Annotated in this window: 20 protein-coding genes and 1 tRNA gene; 14 read left to right on the top strand and 7 right to left on the bottom strand. The window is 64.3% G+C overall.

The window, feature by feature from the left end; genetic code table 11:
* The 6 genes from WBQ44_RS16035 to WBQ44_RS16010 all read left to right on the top strand — a co-directional run.
* The coding region (locus WBQ44_RS16035; protein ID WP_495567662.1) for a single-stranded DNA-binding protein at nucleotides 1-389 on the top strand (389 nt) is incomplete at its 5' end.
* Between the two features lie 129 nt (nucleotides 390-518).
* Nucleotides 519-2,198: an energy-dependent translational throttle protein EttA gene (ettA, locus tag WBQ44_RS16030; RefSeq protein ID WP_495567661.1), complete on the top strand. Its 1,680-nt coding sequence runs from the start codon at nucleotides 519-521 to the stop codon at nucleotides 2,196-2,198.
* Between the two features lie 3 nt (nucleotides 2,199-2,201).
* A complete protein-coding gene (locus tag WBQ44_RS16025) occupies nucleotides 2,202-2,663 on the top strand; it encodes an acyl-CoA thioesterase (protein WP_495567660.1) in 462 nt (153 codons plus the stop codon).
* Nucleotides 2,664-2,794: 131 nt separating this feature from the next.
* Complete coding sequence (locus WBQ44_RS16020) at nucleotides 2,795-7,651, top strand: NAD-glutamate dehydrogenase (protein WP_495567659.1); 4,857 nt, start codon at nucleotides 2,795-2,797, stop codon at nucleotides 7,649-7,651.
* A gap of 46 nt (nucleotides 7,652-7,697) precedes the next feature.
* Nucleotides 7,698-8,162 carry an acyl-CoA thioesterase gene (locus WBQ44_RS16015; protein WP_495567658.1) on the top strand — a complete coding sequence of 155 codons (465 nt, stop codon included), beginning with the start codon at nucleotides 7,698-7,700 and terminating at the stop codon, nucleotides 8,160-8,162.
* Nucleotides 8,155-8,841, top strand: a complete 687-nt coding sequence (locus WBQ44_RS16010; RefSeq protein ID WP_495567657.1) for a DUF8010 domain-containing protein — start codon at nucleotides 8,155-8,157, stop codon at nucleotides 8,839-8,841. The genes WBQ44_RS16015 and WBQ44_RS16010 overlap by 8 nt, the downstream gene beginning before the upstream one ends.
* 37 nt (nucleotides 8,842-8,878) lie before the next feature.
* On the opposite strand, the gene WBQ44_RS16005 is transcribed toward WBQ44_RS16010, so the two are convergent.
* On the bottom strand, nucleotides 8,879-10,462 hold the full coding sequence (locus WBQ44_RS16005; protein WP_495567656.1) for a glycoside hydrolase family 13 protein: 1,584 nt from the start codon (nucleotides 10,460-10,462) through the stop codon (nucleotides 8,879-8,881).
* 162 nt (nucleotides 10,463-10,624) lie between these two features.
* Between WBQ44_RS16005 and WBQ44_RS16000 the strand changes: the two genes are divergently transcribed.
* A complete protein-coding gene (locus tag WBQ44_RS16000) occupies nucleotides 10,625-11,092 on the top strand; it encodes a cupin domain-containing protein (protein WP_495567655.1) in 468 nt (155 codons plus the stop codon).
* 3 nt (nucleotides 11,093-11,095) lie between these two features.
* Here the strand turns inward: WBQ44_RS16000 and WBQ44_RS15995 are convergent, their stop codons facing one another.
* A complete protein-coding gene (locus WBQ44_RS15995) occupies nucleotides 11,096-11,491 on the bottom strand; it encodes a globin (protein ID WP_495567654.1) in 396 nt (131 codons plus the stop codon).
* Nucleotides 11,492-11,552: 61 nt separating this feature from the next.
* A complete protein-coding gene (locus WBQ44_RS15990) occupies nucleotides 11,553-12,527 on the bottom strand; it encodes a mechanosensitive ion channel family protein (RefSeq protein ID WP_495567653.1) in 975 nt (324 codons plus the stop codon).
* A 193-nt stretch (nucleotides 12,528-12,720) separates the two neighbouring features.
* Between WBQ44_RS15990 and WBQ44_RS15985 the strand changes: the two genes are divergently transcribed.
* The 3 genes from WBQ44_RS15985 to WBQ44_RS15975 all read left to right on the top strand — a co-directional run bounded on the left by WBQ44_RS15985 (nucleotide 12,721) and on the right by WBQ44_RS15975 (nucleotide 14,159).
* On the top strand, nucleotides 12,721-13,368 hold the full coding sequence (locus tag WBQ44_RS15985; protein WP_495567652.1) for an HNH endonuclease: 648 nt from the start codon (nucleotides 12,721-12,723) through the stop codon (nucleotides 13,366-13,368).
* 61 nt (nucleotides 13,369-13,429) lie between these two features.
* Nucleotides 13,430-13,681, top strand: a complete 252-nt coding sequence (gene ctaJ / locus WBQ44_RS15980) for an aa3-type cytochrome oxidase subunit CtaJ (RefSeq protein ID WP_495567651.1) — start codon at nucleotides 13,430-13,432, stop codon at nucleotides 13,679-13,681.
* Nucleotides 13,668-14,159 carry a DUF5130 family protein gene (locus WBQ44_RS15975; protein ID WP_495567650.1) on the top strand — a complete coding sequence of 164 codons (492 nt, stop codon included), beginning with the start codon at nucleotides 13,668-13,670 and terminating at the stop codon, nucleotides 14,157-14,159. The genes ctaJ and WBQ44_RS15975 overlap by 14 nt, the downstream gene beginning before the upstream one ends.
* A 100-nt stretch (nucleotides 14,160-14,259) precedes the next feature.
* Here WBQ44_RS15975 and pepN read toward each other — a convergent pair whose 3' ends face one another.
* On the bottom strand, nucleotides 14,260-16,833 hold the full coding sequence (pepN, locus tag WBQ44_RS15970; RefSeq protein WP_495567649.1) for an aminopeptidase N: 2,574 nt from the start codon (nucleotides 16,831-16,833) through the stop codon (nucleotides 14,260-14,262).
* Between the two features lie 139 nt (nucleotides 16,834-16,972).
* Here pepN and WBQ44_RS15965 point away from each other — a divergent pair, with 139 nt between their 5' ends.
* Nucleotides 16,973-17,629 carry a mycothiol-dependent nitroreductase Rv2466c family protein gene (locus WBQ44_RS15965; RefSeq protein ID WP_495567648.1) on the top strand — a complete coding sequence of 219 codons (657 nt, stop codon included), beginning with the start codon at nucleotides 16,973-16,975 and terminating at the stop codon, nucleotides 17,627-17,629.
* Nucleotides 17,630-17,708: 79 nt separating this feature from the next.
* Here WBQ44_RS15965 and WBQ44_RS15960 read toward each other — a convergent pair whose 3' ends face one another.
* Nucleotides 17,709-18,386, bottom strand: a complete 678-nt coding sequence (locus WBQ44_RS15960) for a DUF429 domain-containing protein (RefSeq protein ID WP_495567647.1) — start codon at nucleotides 18,384-18,386, stop codon at nucleotides 17,709-17,711.
* Nucleotides 18,387-18,402: 16 nt separating this feature from the next.
* On the opposite strand from WBQ44_RS15960, the gene WBQ44_RS15955 reads away from it, so the two are divergent.
* Together WBQ44_RS15955 and WBQ44_RS15950 are read left to right on the top strand one after the other, a co-directional pair.
* A complete protein-coding gene (locus WBQ44_RS15955; RefSeq protein WP_495567646.1) occupies nucleotides 18,403-18,906 on the top strand; it encodes a ribose-5-phosphate isomerase in 504 nt (167 codons plus the stop codon).
* Nucleotides 18,907-18,908: 2 nt separating this feature from the next.
* The gene (locus WBQ44_RS15950; protein ID WP_495567645.1) at nucleotides 18,909-19,721 is read left to right on the top strand and encodes an Fpg/Nei family DNA glycosylase; all 813 of its coding nucleotides are present in this window, start codon (nucleotides 18,909-18,911) and stop codon (nucleotides 19,719-19,721) included.
* Here WBQ44_RS15950 and WBQ44_RS15945 read toward each other — a convergent pair.
* Nucleotides 19,718-20,524, bottom strand: coding sequence for a DUF1542 domain-containing protein (locus WBQ44_RS15945; protein WP_495567644.1), 807 nt, complete (start codon nucleotides 20,522-20,524; stop codon nucleotides 19,718-19,720). The two genes, WBQ44_RS15950 and WBQ44_RS15945, sit on opposite strands and share 4 nt — an antisense overlap.
* A 160-nt stretch (nucleotides 20,525-20,684) precedes the next feature.
* Here WBQ44_RS15945 and WBQ44_RS15940 point away from each other — a divergent pair, with 160 nt between their 5' ends.
* On the top strand, nucleotides 20,685-21,437 hold the full coding sequence (locus tag WBQ44_RS15940; RefSeq protein WP_495567643.1) for a maleylpyruvate isomerase N-terminal domain-containing protein: 753 nt from the start codon (nucleotides 20,685-20,687) through the stop codon (nucleotides 21,435-21,437).
* Nucleotides 21,438-21,505: 68 nt separating this feature from the next.
* Here the strand turns inward: WBQ44_RS15940 and WBQ44_RS15935 are convergent.
* Nucleotides 21,506-21,579 (bottom strand) — tRNA-Gly (locus WBQ44_RS15935).
* Nucleotides 21,580-21,581 lie beyond the last annotated feature (2 nt).

Here is a 21,581-nt window from a genome sequence, read left to right as displayed (position 1 = left end):
CCACAGGGGAGTGGACGGACGGCGGCACGCTGTTCCTCACCGTCACGTGCTGGCGCAGGCTGGTCAAGGGCGTGGGTGGCTCACTGATGAAGGGCGACCCGATCATCGCCTACGGACAGTTGCGGACCAACGAATACACCACCCGGGAAGGCGTCGAGCGGTCCGCTCTGGAGATGACGGCCAGCGCCGTCGGACCCGACCTCGCTCGGTGCATCGTCAAGGTCGAGAGGGCCCGGCCCGCAACCGAAACCACAGCGGAGGCCGACGCCGACACACCACAGGACGACGCCTACGACTCCGAGTCCGTAGTCGGCATCGACGAATTCGAGGCGGCCGAGGGAGCACACTCGGACGTCGAAGAACCGACTGCCGTCGGAGCGGGCGTCTAGCTGCGCCACTTCTGCCGGTCTTCGCGCGCCGGGCCCGGGCCACTCGTCACGGGTCCGGCATGCGAGCCGACCGGCGTCGCTGTGCGGGCGATAGTGTCGACCGGGCCCGAGACCGATAAGCTGGCGCGCATGGCGGAATTCATCTACACCATGAAGAAGGTGCGCAAGGCGCACGGCGACAAGGTCATCCTCGACGACGTCACGATGAGCTTCTACCCAGGAGCCAAGATCGGTGTCGTCGGCCCCAACGGCGCCGGCAAGTCCAGCATCCTCAAGATCATGGCCGGGATCGACCAGCCCGGAAACGGTGAGGCATTTCTCGCCCCCGGCGCATCGGTCGGCATCCTCATGCAGGAGCCCGTGCTCGACGACACCAAGACGGTGCGCGAAAACGTCGAGGACGGTCTCGGCGACACGATGGTGCAGCTCAAGCGTTACAACGAAATCGCCGAACTGATGGCGACCGACTACTCGGACGAGCTCATGGAGGAAATGGGCGATCTCCAGGAAAAGCTCGATCACGCCGACGCGTGGGAGATCGATTCGCAGCTCGAACAAGCCATGGACGCCCTACGCTGCCCACCGCCCGAGTCGGGCGTCACCAACCTCTCCGGTGGTGAGAAGCGCCGCGTCGCGCTGTGCAAGCTCCTCCTGAGCAAGCCTGATCTGTTGCTCCTCGACGAACCGACCAACCACCTCGACGCCGAATCGGTGCTGTGGCTCGAACAGCACCTCGCTGCCTACTCGGGCGCGATCCTCGCCGTCACTCACGACCGGTACTTCCTCGATCACGTCGCGCAGTGGATCGCCGAGGTCGACCGCGGACACCTGTACCCGTACGAGGGCAACTACTCGACCTACCTCGAGAAGAAGGCCGAACGCCTCGAGGTGTCGGGCAAGAAGGACCAGAAGCTGCAGAAGCGGCTCAAGGACGAGCTTGCCTGGGTTCGCTCCGGCGCCAAGGCCCGTCAGGCCAAGAGCAAATCGCGTCTGGCCCGCTACGACGAGATGGTCGCCGAGGCGGAGAAGACCCGGAAGTTGGACTTCGACGAAATCCAGATCCCGAACCCGCCGCGGCTCGGCGACATCGTGGTCGAGGTCAAGAACCTCGACAAGGGCTTCGACGGCCGAGTTCTGATCAAGGACCTGTCCTTCACATTGCCCCGCAACGGCATCGTCGGCGTCATCGGCCCCAACGGTGTGGGTAAGACGACGCTGTTCAAGACCATCGTCGGACTCGAAGAGCCGGACGGCGGCGAGGTCAAGATCGGCCAGACGGTCAAGCTCAGCTACGTCGACCAGAACCGTTCGGGCATCGACGCCAAGAAGACGGTGTGGGAGACCGTGTCCGACGGACTCGACTTCATCACCGTCGGCAGCTCCGAGTTCCCCTCACGCGCCTACATCAGCTCGTTCGGGTTCAAGGGCCACGATCAGCAGAAGCCCGCCGGCGTGCTCTCCGGCGGTGAGCGAAACCGACTGAATCTGGCGATGACGCTCAAGCAGGGCGGCAACCTGATCCTGCTCGACGAACCGACCAATGACCTTGACGTCGAAACGCTCGGATCGCTCGAAAATGCGCTCGAAGAGTTCCCCGGTTGCGCCGTGGTCATCTCGCACGACCGGTGGTTCCTCGACCGCACCTGCACCCACATCCTGGCGTGGGAGGGAGGCTTCGGCGACAACGAAGCAGCCTGGTACTGGTACGAGGGCAACTTCGAGGGCTACGAGGCCAACAAGGTCGAGCGGCTCGGCCCCGACGCCGCGCGTCCGCACCGCGTCACGCACCGCAAGCTGACGAGGGACTGACGCTTGGCCGGAAAGACGTTCGAGTATCGGCTTCAAGTCCGCTGGAGCGACTCGGACCGACTCGGGCACGTCAACAACACCCGATTCGTGGAGTACCTGCAGGAAGCGCGTGCGCATTTCATCACGACGTGCTTCCTGCAGGCGGGAGTGGAGCCTGCAGGAACGACCCAGGTGGCGGGAGTGGAGCCTGCAGGAACGACCCATCAGGCTGAGAATGCCCGTGGTGCGACGGTGATGCGGAAATTGGCGGTCGATTTCTTGCGGCCCATTTTCGACGATTCCGGGCCGTTGTCGATCGAGGTGTCGATCGTGCGTATCGGCCGGACGTCGTTCGGCGTCGGCCATCGCGAAAGTCGATGCGTCGGGCGGGCTGTGCGCGGAGGCAGAAGCGGTGATGGTGGCGTTCGATCTGGCGTCTCAGTTGCCGCGGCCTCTTACCGATGGCGAACGCGCGGTGCTCGTTGAGTATCTCACCGTCGACCAGAACTCGCGTGGCGCGGACTAGCTGACACGCCCGTCGGGTCGGCCGTTCACCGATAGGGTCGTGTGGAGCGGCCTTCGGGCCGGGAGATCCTCACAAGGGAGTGGTTCCACACATGCCGAACACGGCGGGTACGACGGACGAAAACTGGACGAGCGAGCTGCCGGGGGAGTTGGCGGCGACGCTTCCCGAGGTGAAATCCGCGTACTTCGCGCATGTGGACGTCGGTGATCTCGACGGTTCGGTTACCGAACCGGAGCACGACATGTTCCGGCTTCACCTTCGGTTGGCCGCGCACCGGATACCAGGGCACGCGAAGGTGGAGCTGTACGTACCAAACGAGAACGCCACGAAGTCGTCCGTGGGTGTGGCGCTGCAGATCGTCAACGACGACATGCCCCTACTCGTCGAGTCCGTCGTTTCCCAACTGTCGAGGTTGGGTGTCGAGGTCATCGAGGTCGTTCATCCAATCCTCTCGGTAGTTCGAGACGCGGACGGCACGCTGACCAGGGTCGGCGCCGCGAACGGCGCGTCGGGTGCAGGTGTCGTTCGCGAGTCGTGGATGCATGTTCAGCTGGCCCCGCCGACGTCGAACTCCTCCCTCGACGGAGTGAAGGACGCTATCGAGGGCGTGCTCGCCGATGTACGCGGCGTTGTTGCCGACACCGAGGCCATGCAGGCGGTGCAGACCGACGTTGCCGAGACACTGGGTGATGCAGCAGATTTGCGCGCCGGTGACTCAGCCGCAGAAACGCGCGCCGCCGCTGATTTGATGAGGTGGCTGGCCGACGGCCACTACACCCTCCTGGGATACCGTCGCTACGACGCCGTCGAAACACCTGACGGGGCGCTCCGCGCGGAGCCGACCCCGGGCAGCGGCCTCGGTGTGCTGCGGCACGACGACCGGTCAGGGGCGGATTCGTGGGCGCTCGGTGAGCGGACCGATCTGGTGGAGCTGACGCAGGGCTCGAGTCCCGCCACCGTGCACCGCGCGGTCTACCCCTATTTCGTCACGCTGTTCGATTCTGCCGCACCGGATTTCGGCGCGCACCGTTTCGTGGGGGTTTTCACGGTGACAGCGCTGCACGAGAACGTGCTCGACATTCCGGTGATCGAGAGCCGGGTGCGTTCGGTGATCGATCGGGCCGGGTACGACTTTGCTTCTTTCTCGGGGCAGGCCATGCTCGAGGTGCTGCAATCCATGCCGCGGTCGGAGCTCTTCGCCACCGATGAGGATGCGCTGTTCGGCACCGCCACAGCTGTTCTCGCGATGGGCCGCCGACGGAGGGTCAAGGTGTTCCTCCGCGAGGATTCCGCCGGTGCCTTCGTGAGCGCCCTCGTCTATCTGCCGCGCGACCGATACACCACGCGTGTCCGTCTCGCTGTACAGGATGGCCTCCTGACCGAACTGAACGGTTCGGGAATCGACTACACGGCGCGGGTGACCGAGTCCGATCTGGCGCTCCTCCATGTGACGGTTCGACGCGACCGACCTCACTCCGAAGCAGTCGATTTGACGGCCGACAATGTTGCCCGGATCGAAGCGCTGCTCACCGATACCATCAAAACGTGGGAAGACGGTCTCGCGCAAGCGGTTTCGAGGAACGGAAGCGTCGGACACGGCGCTTCTCGCTACGCCGAGGCGCTGCCGGAGGCGTACAAGCAGGACTTCGGGCCCGACAGGGCGGTGTCGGACATCGCGCGCCTCGAGGCGTTGACCGACGGCTCGATCGACATGCAGCTCTACCGAAACGTGAACTCGGACATTGGTAGCTGGCGCTTCAGCCTGTACATCGGCGGACGCGGTGTTTCGCTCAGCCAGGTGTTGCCCGTGCTGCAGAGCTTGGGCGTCGAAGTGGACGACGAACGGCCGTACCCGGTGGTGCGCCCCGATGGAATGCAGTGCTGGATCTACGACTTCGGTGTGTCGGCATCCCGGGATATGCTGCGCGCGGCCATCGACGGCGATCTCGATGCCGAATTGCAGGGTGCGGGCTCGTCCGAGCGAGAGTCACGAGTGCAGGTGCGGTTCACCGACGCTTTCACCGCGGTGTGGGAGGGACGCGCCGAAGCGGACCGGTTCAACGAACTGGTCATGCGCGCCGGCCTGACATGGAGGCAAGCAACGATTCTGCGGGCGTACGCAAAGTTTTTGCGCCAGGCCATGTTCCCCTACAGCCAGTTCAACATCGAGGGGGTGTTGCTCGGTCATCCACGGACGGCTCGTCTGCTCGTCGCCCTGTTCGAATCGCACTTCGACCCCGACCATGTGGACGAGGCCGCCTCGGAGGAACTGAGCGGTGAGCTCACTTCGCTGATCGACGAGGTAGTCAGTCTCGACGCCGATCGCATCCTTCGAGCTATCTTCGAATTGATCAGGGCCACACTGCGCACCAATTACTACGTCGTCGGGCGGGACGGTGCGCGTCGTGACTTCCTCGCTTTCAAGTTCGATCCCCGGCAGGTCGCCGAATTGCCCAAGCCGAAGCCCACATACGAAATCTTCGTGTACTCCTCGCGGGTCGAGGGCGTGCACCTTCGATTCGGGGCCGTCGCGCGCGGCGGTTTGCGTTGGTCCGATCGACGAGAGGACTTCCGTACCGAGATCCTCGGGCTGGCGAAGGCTCAGATGGTCAAGAATGCGGTGATCGTGCCGGTCGGCGCCAAGGGCGGCTTCGTCGTCAAGCGCCCACCGACCGCAACCGGTGACGCCGCGGCCGACCGCACTGCGACGGCGCAAGAGGGGCAGGCCTGCTACCGGCTGTTCATCGCGGGGCTGCTCGATGTCACCGACAATCTCGAACGCGCGACGGGTACTGTTCTGCCGCCCGAACGGGTCGTGCGACGCGACGGAGACGACACCTATCTCGTCGTCGCCGCCGACAAGGGAACCGCCACGTTCTCCGACATGGCCAATGCAGTTGCCGGCGAATACGACTTCTGGCTCGGCGACGCGTTCGCTTCCGGCGGGTCGGCGGGCTACGACCACAAGGCCATGGGAATCACCGCCAAGGGCGCGTGGGAGAGCGTCAAGCGGCACTTCCGTGAGATCGGGATCGACACACAGTTGGAAGATTTCACGGTGGTCGGCGTAGGTGACATGAGCGGAGACGTGTTCGGCAACGGTATGTTGCTGAGCCGTCACATCGGTCTCGTCGCGGCCTTCGATCACCGGCACATTTTTCTCGACCCGAATCCGGACCGGGCGAAAGCATTCGCCGAACGTGAGCGGCTGTTCGGGTTACCACGTTCTTCCTGGGCCGAGTACGACGAGACGCTGATCTCCTCGGGTGGAGGTGTGTGGCAGCGGACGGTCAAGTCGATACCCGTCAGCGCCGAGGCCCGCGACGTTCTCGGGCTCGACAAGGGCGTCACGTCGCTGTCGCCGCCGGAACTCGTCCGTGCGATTCTTCGAGCCCCAGCCGACCTGCTGTGGAACGGCGGAATCGGAACGTACATCAAGGCCTCGACCGAAACGAATGCCGAGGTGGGGGACAAGTCAAACGATGCGGTTCGCGTCGACGGCAGAGACGTCCGCGCCACCGTCGTCGGTGAGGGCGGCAATCTCGGCGCCACCGCCCTCGGTCGCATCGAGTACGACGCGTCGGGTGGCCGCATCAATACCGATGCCGTCGACAACTCGGCGGGCGTCGACTGCTCTGACCATGAGGTCAACATCAAGATTTTGCTCGAGTCCGCGATAGCCGACGGGCATTTCGACCGCGACGACCGCGACGAACTTCTCTCGTCGATGACCGACGAGGTCGGTCGACTTGTTCTGTGGGACAACATCATGCAGAACGAATTGCTGGGCACCTCGCGGTCCGACGCCCCGGCGCTCATCACGGTGCACCGCCGCGTCATCGAAGACCTCGAAACTCGGCGTGGTCTGGATCGCGAGCTCGAGGCGCTTCCGAGTGAAGCCGAGATCCGACGGCGCAAACAGGACGGGCGCGGGTTGACGTCACCGGAGTTGGCCACCTTGATGGCGCACGTCAAGCTCGGTCTCGAGAGTGACCTGCTCGCCAGCGAACTGCCCGACAGCGACGTGTTCGCATCGCGACTGCCGAAGTACTTCCCTGCGCCGCTTCGCGAACCGTTCGCCGATGCGATCACCTCGCATCCGCTGCGTCGTCAACTGGTCGCGACGACACTGACCAACCAAACCGTGGATCACGGCGGCATCACCTTCGTCTACCGCCTCGCCGAGGATGCGGGCGCGACCGGCACGGACGCGGTGCGCGCATTCGCTGCCGCCACAGCCATTTTCGGCCTGGAGGACCTCTGGGAGGAGATCCGCACCGCCGACATCCCCACCTCGTCGTCGGACGAGCTGCTGCTCGAATCGCGGCGCGTGCTCGACCGAGTCGCTCGTTGGCTGCTCACCAACCGCCCCCAGCCGCTTGCCGTCGGCGCCGAGATCAGCAGGTACGCCGCGAAGGTCGCCTCGCTCAGCGGGCTCGTCGGCGATTGGATCGCGGGCCATCAGGCAAAGGACCTCGATGGCCGGGTCGACGCAGTCGTCGAACGCGGGGCGCCCAGAGAACTCGCCACCAAGGTGTATTCGCTGCTCGACGTGTTCTGCCTCCTGGACATCATCGACGTCGCCGATATCACCGAGCACGACCCGGCCGAGGTGGCCGAGCTCTACTTCGCGCTCGACGCGCACATCGGCATCGACTGGTTGCTGACGTCGGTTTCCGGTCTCGCCCGGGGCGATCGATGGCACTCGCTGGCTCGGCTCGCACTCCGCGACGATCTGTATTCTTCGCTGCGTGCCATCACCAAAGATGTTCTGTTGGGCGGTGAACCGCACGAGAGTGCGGCCGAGAAGATCGCCGAGTGGGAGTCGACCAACTCTTCACGGCTCGCTCGGGCGCGGACAGCGCTCGGCGAGATCGCGGATTCCGGAACGCTGGACCTCGCGACGCTTTCCGTAGCCGCGCGTCAGGTGCGCAGCATGGTCCCGTAATTTTTCTTCGCCCGACACCTATTCCGAGAGAAGAGGATTTCAAGCAGTGAGCCTGCCCGTCGATCATCTGTCCAATCACCGTGAGCCGACCGATCGCATCGGATTCCACACCAGCGTCGAGGTGCGGTGGTCGGACATGGACGTCTATCAACACATCAATCACGCACGCATGGTGACGCTTCTCGAAGAAGCGCGGATTCCGTGGTTGCTGGTGGACGGCAAGCCGACCGCGAATCTACGGCACGGTGCGGTCATCGCGGACCTCCACGTCAAGTATCGCGGGCAGTTGCGCCACGAAGACGGACCGCTCGACGTGTTCATGTGGATCGATAAGGTCCGTGCCGTGGATTTCGTTGCAGGATACGAGGTTCGGGCGAAGGGCAAGTCGCTCGACACTCCGGCCGCCATCGTTGCCTCGACGCAGATTGCCGCCTTCGACATCGACGCCCAGAGGTTGCGTCGACTCACCCCTGAAGAACGCGGTTACCTCGAGAGCTGGCAGCGTGTTTGAACGCGTCCTGACGATCCCCGACGCGGTGGAACGCGAGAACCTGACGGCGTTCCTGACCAGATCGATACGACTGGACGAGGCGGCGGTGGTGCGCCTGCGCACGAGAGGGGATGGCCGCCTGACCGTCTGGGCCTCGACCGGATTCGATGCGCTCGCGGTGCGGGTGATTGCGGGCACGATGGTTCCCGACGACACCTCCGCCGCCGCCGACCAGTTGCTCACCGCGCTCGAGTCTGCAATCGACGGCGTGGTGGATCCGGGGTTCTCGATGGATTCGGCATGGCGCGGTGCCCTGCCCCCCGACCACGGGTTCTTCCATGTCGACGATGTGCCGGCGCGGGTGCTGATCGATCTGGCCCAGCGCGGTGCGGCCCTGGCCAAGGAGCACGGGAGCAGTCATGGGCCGCCGGTGTCCCTGCTCGATCAGGAAGTGCTGCAGGTCGAGGGCGGCGGACACGGTGTATCGATCTCGATGAGGACAGTGTTCGCCCTGACAGCAATGGGATTCGTTCCAATCGTGGGCCAAGACGCCGCGACGTCGGATATCGAGCTGACGCGCATCGCCGCCGACGAAAAGGTCCGGGTACGTGCCACGAGGGTGTGGCTTCGGTTGGACGCCCGGTTCGGTTCGGTGTTCAGCCGGCGGAGCAACGAACTGGTTCTCAGCGTCCAACGCTGAGGACGAGTTGTCCTCAGCGCGAACAGCGCGGGTGAATTCAGACCAGCCACGCTGCCGCATCGGCGGGCAGTTGCCCGTCGATCAGGGGTGCACTCGACAACAACAGCTCACCCGGCGGTAGCGGTATGGGCACGTCCGTCGCATTCAGCGCACAGATGAGCCCGCCCCCACGGCGAAAGGCGAGGCAGCCGGGAGGGCTCCCGTACCAGTCGATGCCTGCGCCCGCGAACTCCGGCCGCAGTGCGCGCAGCTCGAAAGCTGTGCGGTAGAGACTGAGCATCGAATCGACGTCTTCGAGTTGTTGTTCGGCGGTCAGGTCTGCCCACTCCGGTGGCATCGGTAGCCACGTGTCGGAGGACGTGCTGAAACCGAACGGGGGAGCGGTGCCTTCCCACGGCAATGGGACTCGACATCCATCGCGACCTCGCTCGGTGTTCTGGGAGCGCTCCCACACCGGGTCCTGCAGCGCGTGGTCGGGGAGGTCGACGTTGGGTAGGCCGAGTTCGGCGCCGTTGTAGACGAACACCGCGCCGGGCAGCGCGAGTTCGAAGAGAATCATCGCCCGTGCGCGAGCCGAACCGCGGGTACCGCCGCCGTAGCGCGTCACCTCACGCACGACGTCGTGGTTCGACAGGGTCCACGTCGGAGTGCCGTCGACCATCGACACGGCATCGAGGGAGTTCGAGACGGCCTCCCGAATCGCGGTCGCCTCGAACGCCGCCTCGGCGAGGCGGAAGTTGAAGCCGAGATGCAGCTCATCGGGCCGGATGTACTCACTGAAGCGCACGTTGTCCTGCACCCAGATCTCACCGACCGTCGTCGAGTCCGGATACTCGTTCATCACCTTGCGGACGTCACGATGAATGTCGTGCACGGCGGGATTGTTGAACCGCGGATCGTTGTCGTCGTTCTTCATCAGCTCGTTGCGTTCGAGCGTCATGTTCGGCAGCCCTGCCGGTTTCGCCATTCCGTGCGCGACGTCGATACGGAATCCGTCGATGCCGCGGTCCAGCCAGAAGCGCAGCGTCTTCGCCAGGTCTTCGAACACCTCGGGGTTGTCCCAATTCAGATCGGGCTGTTCGGCGGCAAAGATGTGCAGATACCACTGGCCCGGAGTGCCGTCGGACTCCTGTACTCGCGTCCAGGCGGGGCCGCCGAAGATGCTCGGCCAATTGTTGGGCGGCTCCGACCCGTCGGCGCCGAGACCGTCGCGAAAAACGTAGCGGGCGCGCTCGGGGCTGCCGGGCGCGGATTCGAGCGCCTCGACGAACCACGGGTGTCGATCGCTGGTGTGGTTGGGGACGAGGTCCATCGTGACTTTGATGTCGCGCGCATGAGCTTCGTCGATGAGTGCGTCCATGACGTCCAGGTCGCCGAACAGTGGATCGATCTCTCGCGGATCGGACACGTCATATCCGTGGTCGGCCATCGGGGATCGCATCACGGGGCTCAGCCAGATCGCATCGATTCCGAGGAGTTCGAGGTAACCGAGTTTGTCCCGGACACCGCCGAGGTCGCCGACGCCGTCACCGTTGGAATCCGCGAAGGAGCGAGGATAGATCTGGTAAAAGATCGCGTCCTTCCACCAAGGGTCGGGTACGAGTTCGTTGGAAGCGCTCACAACGGTCGAGTCTGCCAAACGACCACCACACTCTCGACTCAGGGACCGACTGCCTCGGCACGAACGGCATACCGATTCCCCGGTTCCATTCCCAAAACGGGCGAGATGTCGGGATTGTGAGGTACGGTTCGAACCAGCCGAAACGAGGGGTACGTAGATTCCATGACCGCACGATCCATCGAGGCTGTGCGCCTCAGCGAGATAGTCCTGCAGCCGAGCCCGATCGAGCCGACGTGGATCCTCGAAGGACGCCCCGAAGCCAGGATGGCCGAATGGTCGCGCAGCCTGGACAGCACCACCACGACCAACGTGTGGGACTGCACGGCGGGCCGATTCCGGTGGTACTTCGCAGTCGACGAGATCGTGCACATCATGGACGGGTCCGTCACCGTATCGTCCGACGACCACCCGACTCACACCCTCGAAGCCGGCGATGCTGCGCTGTTTCGCGCCGGAACGTGGTCCGAATGGCACGTCGCCCACTATGTCCGCAAGCACGCGATTCTACGCCAGCAGCTGTCGGCCCCGATGACACTCGCCCTCAAATTCGGTGGGCTCGTTCGCGGAGGTATCCGACGCGCCGGCCTGAGCAAGGCCGATGATCGCGCCACCGTGTCGTCTGGCTTGTAGCGCTCAGATCGGAGAATTGACCATCGAAGCAGCCGCCATCTCCATATAGTCGGTCAGTTGCTTCCGGTGCTGGCTGTCCAACACCGACTCGTCGATCGACGCGATGGCGATGTGCATGCACCGAAGCCACGCGTCGCGCTCGATCGGGCCCACCGTGAACGGCGAATGGCGCATCCGCAGTCGCGGATGACCGCGCTCGTCCGAATACGTTCGCGGACCACCCCAGTACTGCTCGAGAAACATCCGCATTCGCCGCTCGGCCGGACCGAGGTCCTCCTCCGGATAGAGCGGACGCAGGACCTCGTCCCTGGCAACTTCCTCGTAGAACTTCGCGGTGAGCCGGTGGAAGGTATCCGAGCCGCCGACCGCGTCGTAGAACGTCTGCTGCGGTTCGGTCATCGCCTCTTCTCTCGTTCACGCGACATGCTGTCGGCGCTCGCAACTGCGGGCGCGTACCTCTCTACTTTGTCAGGTCGGCGATGGGTCCGCCCACTCGCCCTTGCGGGTAAGGGGCCTGAATCCCGGCGTCGTCGAACGCCTGAAGAATTTCGCGGTGCAGCCCGCGCTGCACTGCCCACTGCCGTCCCGGACGAGTCTTGATAGTGATGCGGATTGTCACCGTGTCGGCGCTGACTGCATTGACACCCAGCATCTCGATCTCGCCCAAGAGATCCTCTTCGAACACTCCCGTTGCGACGACGTCCTGCGCGGCCTTTTCGGCCACCTCGCATGCCTCGTCGGCGTTGGCGGTATGTGCAACCGGTAGGTCGAGCACAGCGACGGCAAAGCCCTGACTCATGTTGCCCACGCGGAGTACCTCGCCGTTGCGGCAGTACCAGACGGTTCCGTTGATGTCGCGAATCGTCGTCACGCGCAGGCCGACGGTTTCCACGGTCCCGACCGCTTCGCCAAGATCGACAATGTCACCGACGCCGTACTGGTCCTCGAGCAACATGAAAATGCCGGACAAGAAGTCTCGTACGAGATTCTGGGCGCCGAAACCGAGGGCCACGCCGACGATGCCCGCCGAGGCGATGAACGGTGTCACGTTGACGCCGACCACATCGAGAACCGATAGCACGAACCACGTCAGAATGACCACCGAGACAGCGGATTTGAGCACCGACCCGATGGTTTGGGCACGTTGCCTACGCCGTTCCGAGAGGATCGAACTCTGAAGCGTGTGCGGTGCCCGTTCGCGAAGCGGACGCAACAACATCGGTGGTTTGTCGGACTCGCTCGCGCTTCGTTGCGTGAAGCGGTGGATGAGTCTGTGCAGCACCCACCTCAACGCGATGGCGAGCAGAACGTAACCGACGATCTGCAACGGCCTGTGTACCAGCCAGTCCCGACCTGTCTCGGTCAATTCGAAGGCCCTGGTGTCGAAGAACGGAGTAGCTAGGTCCTGGGTAGAAATCGAATCGAAGAAAGACACTTGCAAAGTCTACGGACGACGCCCAATCGTGCCACCCTCCGCGCCGGCGGTGAGGCGTTCATTCGGAATTCACACCGCGTCAACGGTGATTATCGAGAAAAGGGGTGTGCACACCAGGGGGTTCCGTGTTCCACTGTTTCACGTGTTCCGCGCAAGCCATGCGCGGACGCCGACATGCTTTGGGAGAACACCCGTGAAGAACAAGCAGAACCGCCACCGACAACTCCTGCCCACCGACGTCCAGGACACCGCAGACCAGCGGGTACGGATTTCGGGGGCTTCCCCTCTGCATGTTGTTTCCCCGGGTGAAGAAGATGTCCCCGCCTGGGTCAAGCGCCGGGTGCTGCTTCTCAACGCCACCTTCGAGCCGCTGACCGCCCTGCCCATGCGTCGCGCAGTCGTCCTTCTCGTCTGCAGCAAGGCCGATGTCGTCCACGATGATCCGTCCGGTCCGTACATCCGCTCCGCCGGGTTCTCCGTGCAGGTGCCCTCGGTCATCCGGTTGAAAACGTTCGTCCGCGTTCCCTACCGTGCCCGTGTACCGATGACCCGAGCCGCACTGATGCACAGAGACCGTTTCCGATGCGCATACTGCGGCGCTAAAGCAGAGACCGTCGACCACGTGGTTCCGCGAAGCCGCGGCGGGGAGCACTCCTGGGAGAACTGCGTCGCGTGCTGCGCGCCCTGCAACCACCGCAAAGCAGACAAAATGCTCAGTGAGATGGGGTGGACGTTGCGAGCACAGTTGGTTCCACCGAAAGGCCCGCACTGGCGACTGCTCGCGAGCAACAAAGAACTCGATCCGTCCTGGTTGGCGTACCTGGGCGAGGGTGCGGCGTGAGGAGCGACATGCGGCCACCCGCCGTCGCTCTTCCGCCGAAAGTCGACTAACGTCACACCTCGTGAGCATTCTCGAGACCCTGCTGATATTCGGGGTGATTCCGATCGCCATCGTCGGGATCATCGGTGCGTTGTCCTACGTCGCCGACAAGCAGCCCGGCATGAACATCACGCCGTACACGCTGTCGGAGAAGTGGACGCGTGAACCCATTCTGTGGAGCGCGACGGACGAAGTGACACCCCACGGGGGACACGGCGACGCGCACGCGCCCGCAGCAGAACTGATCGGAGGTTCCGCAAGTGGCAAGTGGTGAATTGGTCCGCAGCACGGCTGACACAGTCCACGCAGGAGGCCGCAACCTGCCCTACGGCGCAGCCATCACATCCAGCGGACGCATCTCGGCCGTACACGAGTTCGGGACCGTCAACCCGTCCTGGCTTCCCTTCGCGACACAGGATCTGCTGGCGCTCGACAACGCGCTGACCGAGGCGACGCGAGCAACGGGAATTCGCTTCAACGTCTACGTCGGCGAACTGGGCGACAACGTTGCTGTAGGCGCCGACGAGGTCTTTCCCGGCACGCCGGACGCCGTCCGTTCGGTCCTCGTCGCAGTCGATCCCAACCGTCGGGCAATCGAAATCCGAACGGGTCGCCGAGTCTCCGACCGCGCGACCGACCGTGTCGCACAGTTGGGCATCACGGCTGCCGTCGGACCGTTCCGCGACGGCAACCTCATCGACGGTCTCGTCAGCTCGGTGCGCGTCATGTCCGCGGCCATCGTCAGCCCGTAGGACATCGTCAGCCCGTAAAACATTGTCAGACCCTGGGCAGACGCGAATGCGCCGTTCGATCGACTCAATCGATCGAACGGCGCATTCGCTCGTTCAGGGGTCAGCTCGCGTCGAACTCGCGTGCTGCCAGTGATCGCACGATTCCTGCGCGACCTTCGAGCACGAGACGGCGCAGTGCCGGCGGCAGGTCCTTGCCCAGAAACGTGTCGGCCTTCGCGACCGACTCGGCGTCGATCGACCACGACGGGTACAGACCCACGACGACGGTCTGCGCAACTTCACTCGATCGCCGGGCCCACACACCCTCGATGGCCGCGAAGTAGCGGTCGACGTAGGGCTCGAGCAATTCGGACTGACCGGGTCCTGCGAACCCGCCGATGATCGAGCGGGCCGTGATGTTCGGAACCGAGTCGTCGTCGACGACCGTTGTCCACGCGTGCTCCTTGGCCGCGCTCTGCGGCCGGATAGCACGGGCCGCGGCAGCGGACCGGGCACCGGCTGCGGTGTTGTCCCGCTCGGCTTCGGCGTCGATCACCGGGGAGTCCTGACCGTCGGCGTCGACAGCGCCGGCAGCAGCGAGTGCTGTCACCAACCGCCACCGAAGGTCGGTGTCGACCTCGAGACCGGCCAGACCCTGACCGTCGGCGTCACCGTCGAGGAGTGCCTGCAGCACGTGCACGTGCCGGTCGGACAGCGCCGAACCGCTGAGGGAGTTGACGAAAGCCAACTGATGGTCAGAACCGGCCTCTGCTCCGCGCGCCGAGTCGAGGAGGGTGTCCGCGAACTGCGGTCGACCGTGTTCGTTTGCCCACCCCGGCTCGGCGTAGCTGTTGATGGCCGTGTGTGCCTGCATGAGAAGTCGCTGTACTACACCGACCTCGGTCTCGGCTCCGATACCGCGCTGAACCAGAGCGACGAAGTCGCGGGCCTTCATTTCGGCCTGCCTCGTCATCTCCCACGCGGCGGACCACGCGAGCGTGCGTGGAAGTGGCTCCGCGATGTCGCCGATACGCGAAGTCAGCGTGGCCAACGATTCGGGATCGAGCCGCACCGAGCAGTAGGTGAGGTCGTCGTCGTTGACGAGCACCAACTTGCCGCGCGAAACACCGATCAGCGCCGGAACTTCGGTGGTCGCGGCAGCATCGAGATCCAGTTCGACGCGTTCGGTGCGGACGAGAGCGCCGTCGACGTCGTCGTAGATGCCGATTGCGATGCGGTGGACGCGATGCTCACCCGCACCGGGTTCGGCCCCGCCCTGCTCGATGGCAAAACGCGTGAACTTGCCGTCGGCGTCGACGTCGAAGTCGGGGCGCAGCGTGTTCAGGCCTGTGGTGCGCAGCCACTGATTGCCCCAGTCCGACAGGTCCCGGCCCGACGAGGCCTCGAGTGCCCCGAGGAGATCGGAGAACGTGGCGTTGCCGAAGGCGTGGTCGGCGAAGTAACTCCGGAGGCCGGCGAGGAAGTCCTCTTTGCCGACGTACGCGACGAGTTGTTTGAGCACACTCGCGCCCTTGGCGTACGTGATGCCGTCGAAATTTACCTCGACGGCTGCGAGGTCCGGGATGTCCGCGGCAATGGGGTGGGTCGACGGCAACTGGTCCTGGCGGTACGCCCACGCCTTTTCGACGTTCGCGAATGTCGTCCAGGCATTGGTGTATTCCGTTGCCTCCGATTGGCACAACACCGAGGCGAACGTCGCGAACGACTCGTTGAGCCAGAGATCGTCCCACCACGTCATGGTGACGAGATCGCCGAACCACATGTGCGCCATCTCGTGCAGGACTGTTTCGGCACGGCGTTCGTACGATGCGCGCGTCACCTTGGACCGGAACACGTAGTCCTCGAGATAGGTGACAGCTCCGGCGTTCTCCATCGCGCCCGCGTTGAACTCGGGCACGAACAACTGGTCGTACTTGCCGAAAGCGTAGGGAGTGCCGAAATTGGCGTGATAGAAGCCGAACCCCTGCTTGGTCTCGGTGAACAGGCGCTCGGCATCCATGTGCTCGGCCAACGATGCACGGCAGTAGAGGCCGAGGGGAATGGTTCCGTGGTCGTCGGAGTAGGTGTCGGTCCATTCGGTGTACGGGCCGGCAATCAGTGCAACCAAATACGTGCTCATCGATGGCGTCGTCTCGAAGACGTGAACGCCGTCGGCAGGTTCGGCGGTGTGTGCGGAGTTCGAGATGACCTTCCAGCTCTGCGGCGCGGTGACTTTCACGTCGAAGGTCGCCTTGATATCGGGCTGATCGAAGCATGCGAACATGCGCTTGGCGTCGGCGGTCTCGAACTGGGAGTAGAGGTAGACCGACCCGTCGGACTGATCGACGAAGCGATGCAGCCCTTCACCGGTGTGGGAGTAAAGGCAGTCCGCTACGACGACGAGTTCGTTGTTCTCAGCCAGATCGACCAGCGCGATGCCCCTTTCCTCGTCGTACGAGGACACGTCGATCGAAGTTCCGTTGAGGGTCGCCGAACGAATATCGGAGGCGACGATGTCAACGAAGGTCGATGAACCCGGCGTCGCGGTGAAGGTGATTGTCGTCGTCGACGAGAACGTCTTCTCGCTCGGGTTGCCCGAGCCGTCGGTGAGATCCAGAACGATCGAATAGGCGGTATTGCCGAGGACGTTCGACCGCGCAGCAGCTTGGTCGCGGGTCAGGTTGGGAGCAACCACGTTGAGTGCACACCTTCTCGAGTAGATAGTGGGTGATGGATGATCGGTGATGGTTCCATCCCATCATGAATAGGTTTTCGCGCGCGGGCACGCAAAGGGTGGGCGCGCCGGGAATGCCTCGCCCACGGCCGAGGTTGGCATGCGCAGGATTACTCGACCGAACCCCAAGGAGCTCTACGTGACCGACAGTGGACAGAAGGACACCGCCGATTTCTGGTTCGACCCGTTGTGCCCGTGGTGCTGGATCACCTCCCGGTGGATTCTCGAAGTGGAGAAAGTTCGCGACATCGACGTCAACTTCCACGTCATGTCCCTTGCAGTACTCAACGAGGGTCGGGAACTACCCGAGCAGTACGCAGAAATGATGAAGAAGGCGTGGGGACCCGTTCGCGTCGCTATCGCTGCTGCGCAGGCCGAAGGTGACGAGATCCTGCTCCCGCTGTACACCGCGATGGGCACCCGCATCCACAACGAGGGAAATCAGGACTTCCATCGGGTGATCGAACAGTCTCTTGCCGAGGTCGGACTTTCCGCCGATCTGGCAAACGCTGCGACGTCGTCCGATTACGACGAAGCGCTGCGCACCAGCCATCACGCGGGGATGGACAAGGTTGGCGACGACGTAGGCACTCCGACCATCCACGTCAACGGTGTCGCCTTCTTCGGCCCGGTCCTGTCGCGCATTCCACGCGGAGAAGAAGCAGGCAAGCTGTGGGACGCCTCGGTGATCTTCGCGTCCTACCCGCACTTCTTCGAGCTCAAGCGGACGCGCCACGAGGATCCTGCGTTCGACTAGGCGCTCCTCGCCGCGGCATGGTCGAGTGCGATCTCGCGCTCTCGGCCGTGCCGCCGCAGGTCATGCTTTCCGTGCTGTGTCACGCGACGATGCGATCGCCGTCGTCGGCAGTGCCGAACGTTCGGTGCTCACCAAGCAGGAATCGCCACGCAGACCAGGCCGCGGCCGCCGCATCCAGAGCGTCGTCGAGAGCAGGCCCGGCAGGAAGGGCGGCGAGTCCGTCCGCGAGGTTGCGCGGCCGTATCCATGTGCTCAACGCCGCCATTCGCTGCCCGGCGCCGCGGCCCGATTTCTTCGACGCGAACGACGTCGTCGGCGTCATGCTGCGGAACGAGCACTCGGGGTGCACTTCGACGATGCGGTCGGCATCGAATTCTGCTTCCTGCCACGACCGAACCCCCGGCAGCAGGAACCACGTCTGTTTGCTGATTGCCTTGCCCGTCACCTCTCGCGAGATCGCGCAGGCGTCCTCGTAGGTCTCGGCGCCCAGCACGGCCCGCACCGGGGTATGAAAGATCGACGATCGAGCCGACCCGAGAAAGGCCTTGGCCTCCACCTCGCTGACGCGGTAACCCACGGTCGGTAGCGACAGCGGCATGTCCACGCCGACGGCTGCACAGTGACCCGTCAGGGCGAGCACGGACTCGACATCCGCGGCAACCGTCCATTCGACGCGTACGCCGTCGAACGTCGCGACGACCCACTCGCCCTTGGCGCCGTCGACACCGGCAACCGCTTTTCCTGCGCTGCTGTCCACCTGGCAGACTCTATGCATGCGCGTATACCTGGGTGCAGACCACGCCGGTCTCGAATTCAAGAATCAGATCATCGAACATCTCACCGCAACCGGGCACGAGCCCGTCGATTGCGGAGCTTTCGAGTACGACCCCGTGGACGACTACCCGGCGTTCTGCATCGACGCGGCCCGTCGTGTCGTCGCCGATCCGGGTAGCCGCGGGCTGGTGCTGGGCGGATCGGGCAACGGCGAACAAATCGCCGCCAACAAGGTTCCGGGCGCGCGCTGTGCGCTGGCCTGGAGCGTTGAGACGGCGAAGCTGGCGCGTGAGCACAACGACGCACAGCTCATCGGACTCGGTGGCCGCATGCACACACTGCCCGAGGCCCTTGCGATCGTGGATGCGTTTTTGAGCACCGATTTCTCCGGCGAAGAGCGGCACCAACGGCGCATCGACATTCTCTCCGAGTACGAGCGCACCGGGGACGCGCCTGCGGTTCCCGGCGGCCAGGCCTCGGACGCTTCGGCGAAGCCTGCCTGACCGTGCCCGAGGGGCACACCCTGCATCGTCTGGCTCGGTTGCATCAACGACGGTTCGGCGGCGCGCCGGTGGAAGTGAGCAGCCCGCAGGGACGGTTCACTTCCGGCGCCGGGCTGATCGACGGTCTCGTACTCGAGAAAGCCGAGGCCTGGGGAAAGCACCTGCTGCACCGCTACGAGTCGGACCTCATCGTGCACATCCATCTGGGGTTGTACGGCAAGTTCACCGAGCAGGCCGTGCCGATGAACGACCCGGTCGGCGCAGTGCGACTCCGCATGGTGGGGGAGGAGTACGGCGCCGATCTTCGCGGACCGACGGCGTGCGAGATCTACACCGAGCAGCAGGTCGACGCCCTCAAGTTGCGACTGGGCCCGGACCCGATCCGGAAGGACGCCGACCCGGAACGTGCGTGGGCGCGAATCTTCAAGTCTCGCACACCGATCGGCGCCTTGTTGATGGATCAGAAGGTGCTCGCGGGTGTGGGCAACGTGTACCGAGCCGAGATCCTCTTTCGGCACGAAATCAACCCGATGCGGCCCGGAAAAGATCTCGATCTCGCCGAATGGGACGCAGTGTGGCTCGATCTGGTGGAGCTGATGAAGATCGGTGTTCGACGGGGGAAGATCATTACGATCCGACCCGAGGACGACCACGGCGACAGTGAGTACGGCGGTAGACGCGGTGGGTCTACTCGCCCCCGAAACTACGTGTACCGACGCGCAGGTCGCCCCTGCCGCATCTGCGGGACGGAAATACTTCAATCCGTGATGCAGGCTCGAAACCTGTTTTGGTGTCCCGTCTGTCAGGCCACCTAGAAACCGCCCGCGTCACCGCCGCCGAAGCCGCCGCTGTCACCGCCGAAGCCGCCGTCCCAGCCGCCTGAATCGCCGCCACCGGTGTCGCCCATGGCGCCCAGCTCGTCGGACCCGCTACCGTCGGATCCGCTGCCGTCGGGCCCGCTGCCTTCCGATCCATCGCCGGAGCCGCTTTCGAAGGCCTGCTCGTCGTACGGAACGCCGGCCATGCCGGAGAACATGGCCGAGAAGAGGAACATCGAGCCCACGCCCCAGGCTCCCGCCACGAGTGCCGGTCGCCACCATGGCTCGGAGTACCAGCCTGCAGGCACGGGACGGCCTGCAACTCTGCCGCCGGGGTAGTAGTTGGGAGTGCGGTCGGAGGGGTCGGGTGACGCTTCGACGTGACGGCCCTCGTAGTCGACCGTGCGGCGTTCGGTGACCTGCCCCGCGGATTTCTGCCCGTCGATGCCCTGAACCTTCGGACCTGGATCCATTCCCATCGCCAACCTGGCGGCGCGAATGTAGTAAAGACCTTCCAGCGCAGTCTGTTTCGCCAACCGGGCCTGCTCGACAGTACGGGCCTGATCGATCTGCGATCCGGCGGCGATATTACGTTCGGAGGCGTCGGCCAACGCCTGCTTCGAAGCCGTGTCGGATCCGGTCAGGTTGTAGATCTGTCCGGCGAGACGCTCGATCGACTGGCGGGCGTCGGCTTTTGCGTCGTCGAGCGTGCTCGCCGCTCGCGCCGCGGAATGTCGCTGACTGCGTATCACCAGCAACACGATGGCTGCCACGACCAACAGAATGAGTAGGAGTTCCACCAGGGCACCCTTTCCAGGCGTTCGCGGAATCGACGTCGGGTGCGTCCATTCCATCGGACAATTCGGGCTCGAACACAGGCTACGCGGAAGGGGGGGGCGCGGACGGGATACGTCGTCGGATCCCGAGTGCGTCCGGTGAAGCCCGTGCAAGATGGCCCGTATGAACGCCGACGAGCAACTCTCCCTCCTGGTTGCGGAATGTGACCGCATCGCACAACTCTCCCTCGAAGACACGACCACGCCTGTGCCGTCGATGCCCGACTGGACGATCGAGAAGTTGGTACGCCATCTGACGTTCGTGCACCGCATGGCCACCGGCGTACTTGCGGTACCAGCGGAAGCTGGCATGTCAGAGGTGCTGGCCGCGGTCGAAAAGCCCGAGCGGGGACCGCGCATTCTCGACGACTATCGGGATTCCGCCGCGGCGATGTTCGACGCATACCGCGCGGCGAGCCCGGCGCGGGAGGTCACCACGTGGACCGGCGTCGCGACGCCCGCATTCTGGATCCGTCGGCAGTTGCACGAGATCACGGTGCACCGATTCGATGTTCAGGACGCGCTACATGCAGTCGGCGGCGCCGCGCCCGACCCTGCGGACGCCACGGGCGCCGCGGATGGGGTCGCAGAGTGGGCGGAAGCGTGCCTGACCAGAATTCCCACCGGCAGTCTCGGTGGCGTCGCCGGCCGGACCGTGCACCTGCACACCGACGACGGCACCGACATGGAGTTGTTTCTCGACTTCACCGGCGACGCCGTAGCGGTGTCACGCGAACACCGGAAGGGCGACGTCGCGCTCCGTGGATCGGCCGAGGATCTGCTGCTGACCGTGTGGCGTCGACGCCCGCTGGGGACCGTGGAAATCGTCGGGGACGCAGCGGTGGCCGAGGCCCTGTACGAGAGTGCACGCCTTTGAGCGGGACGCAACATCGGTCCGGACACCAAAAAACCCGCCGTCGCGTGAAGCGATGGCGGGTTCATTGGTGGAGCCGATGACGAGAATCGAACTCGCGTAGCCTGTTTGGAAGACAGGGGCTCTACCATTGAGCTACATCGGCGT

It is taken from the genome of Rhodococcus sp. (in: high G+C Gram-positive bacteria), assembly GCF_049591685.1.
Taxonomy (GTDB): domain Bacteria; phylum Actinomycetota; class Actinomycetes; order Mycobacteriales; family Mycobacteriaceae; genus Rhodococcoides.
The sequence above is the reverse complement of the archived record's forward strand: the minus strand, read 5'-3'. Positions and strand labels throughout refer to the sequence as shown.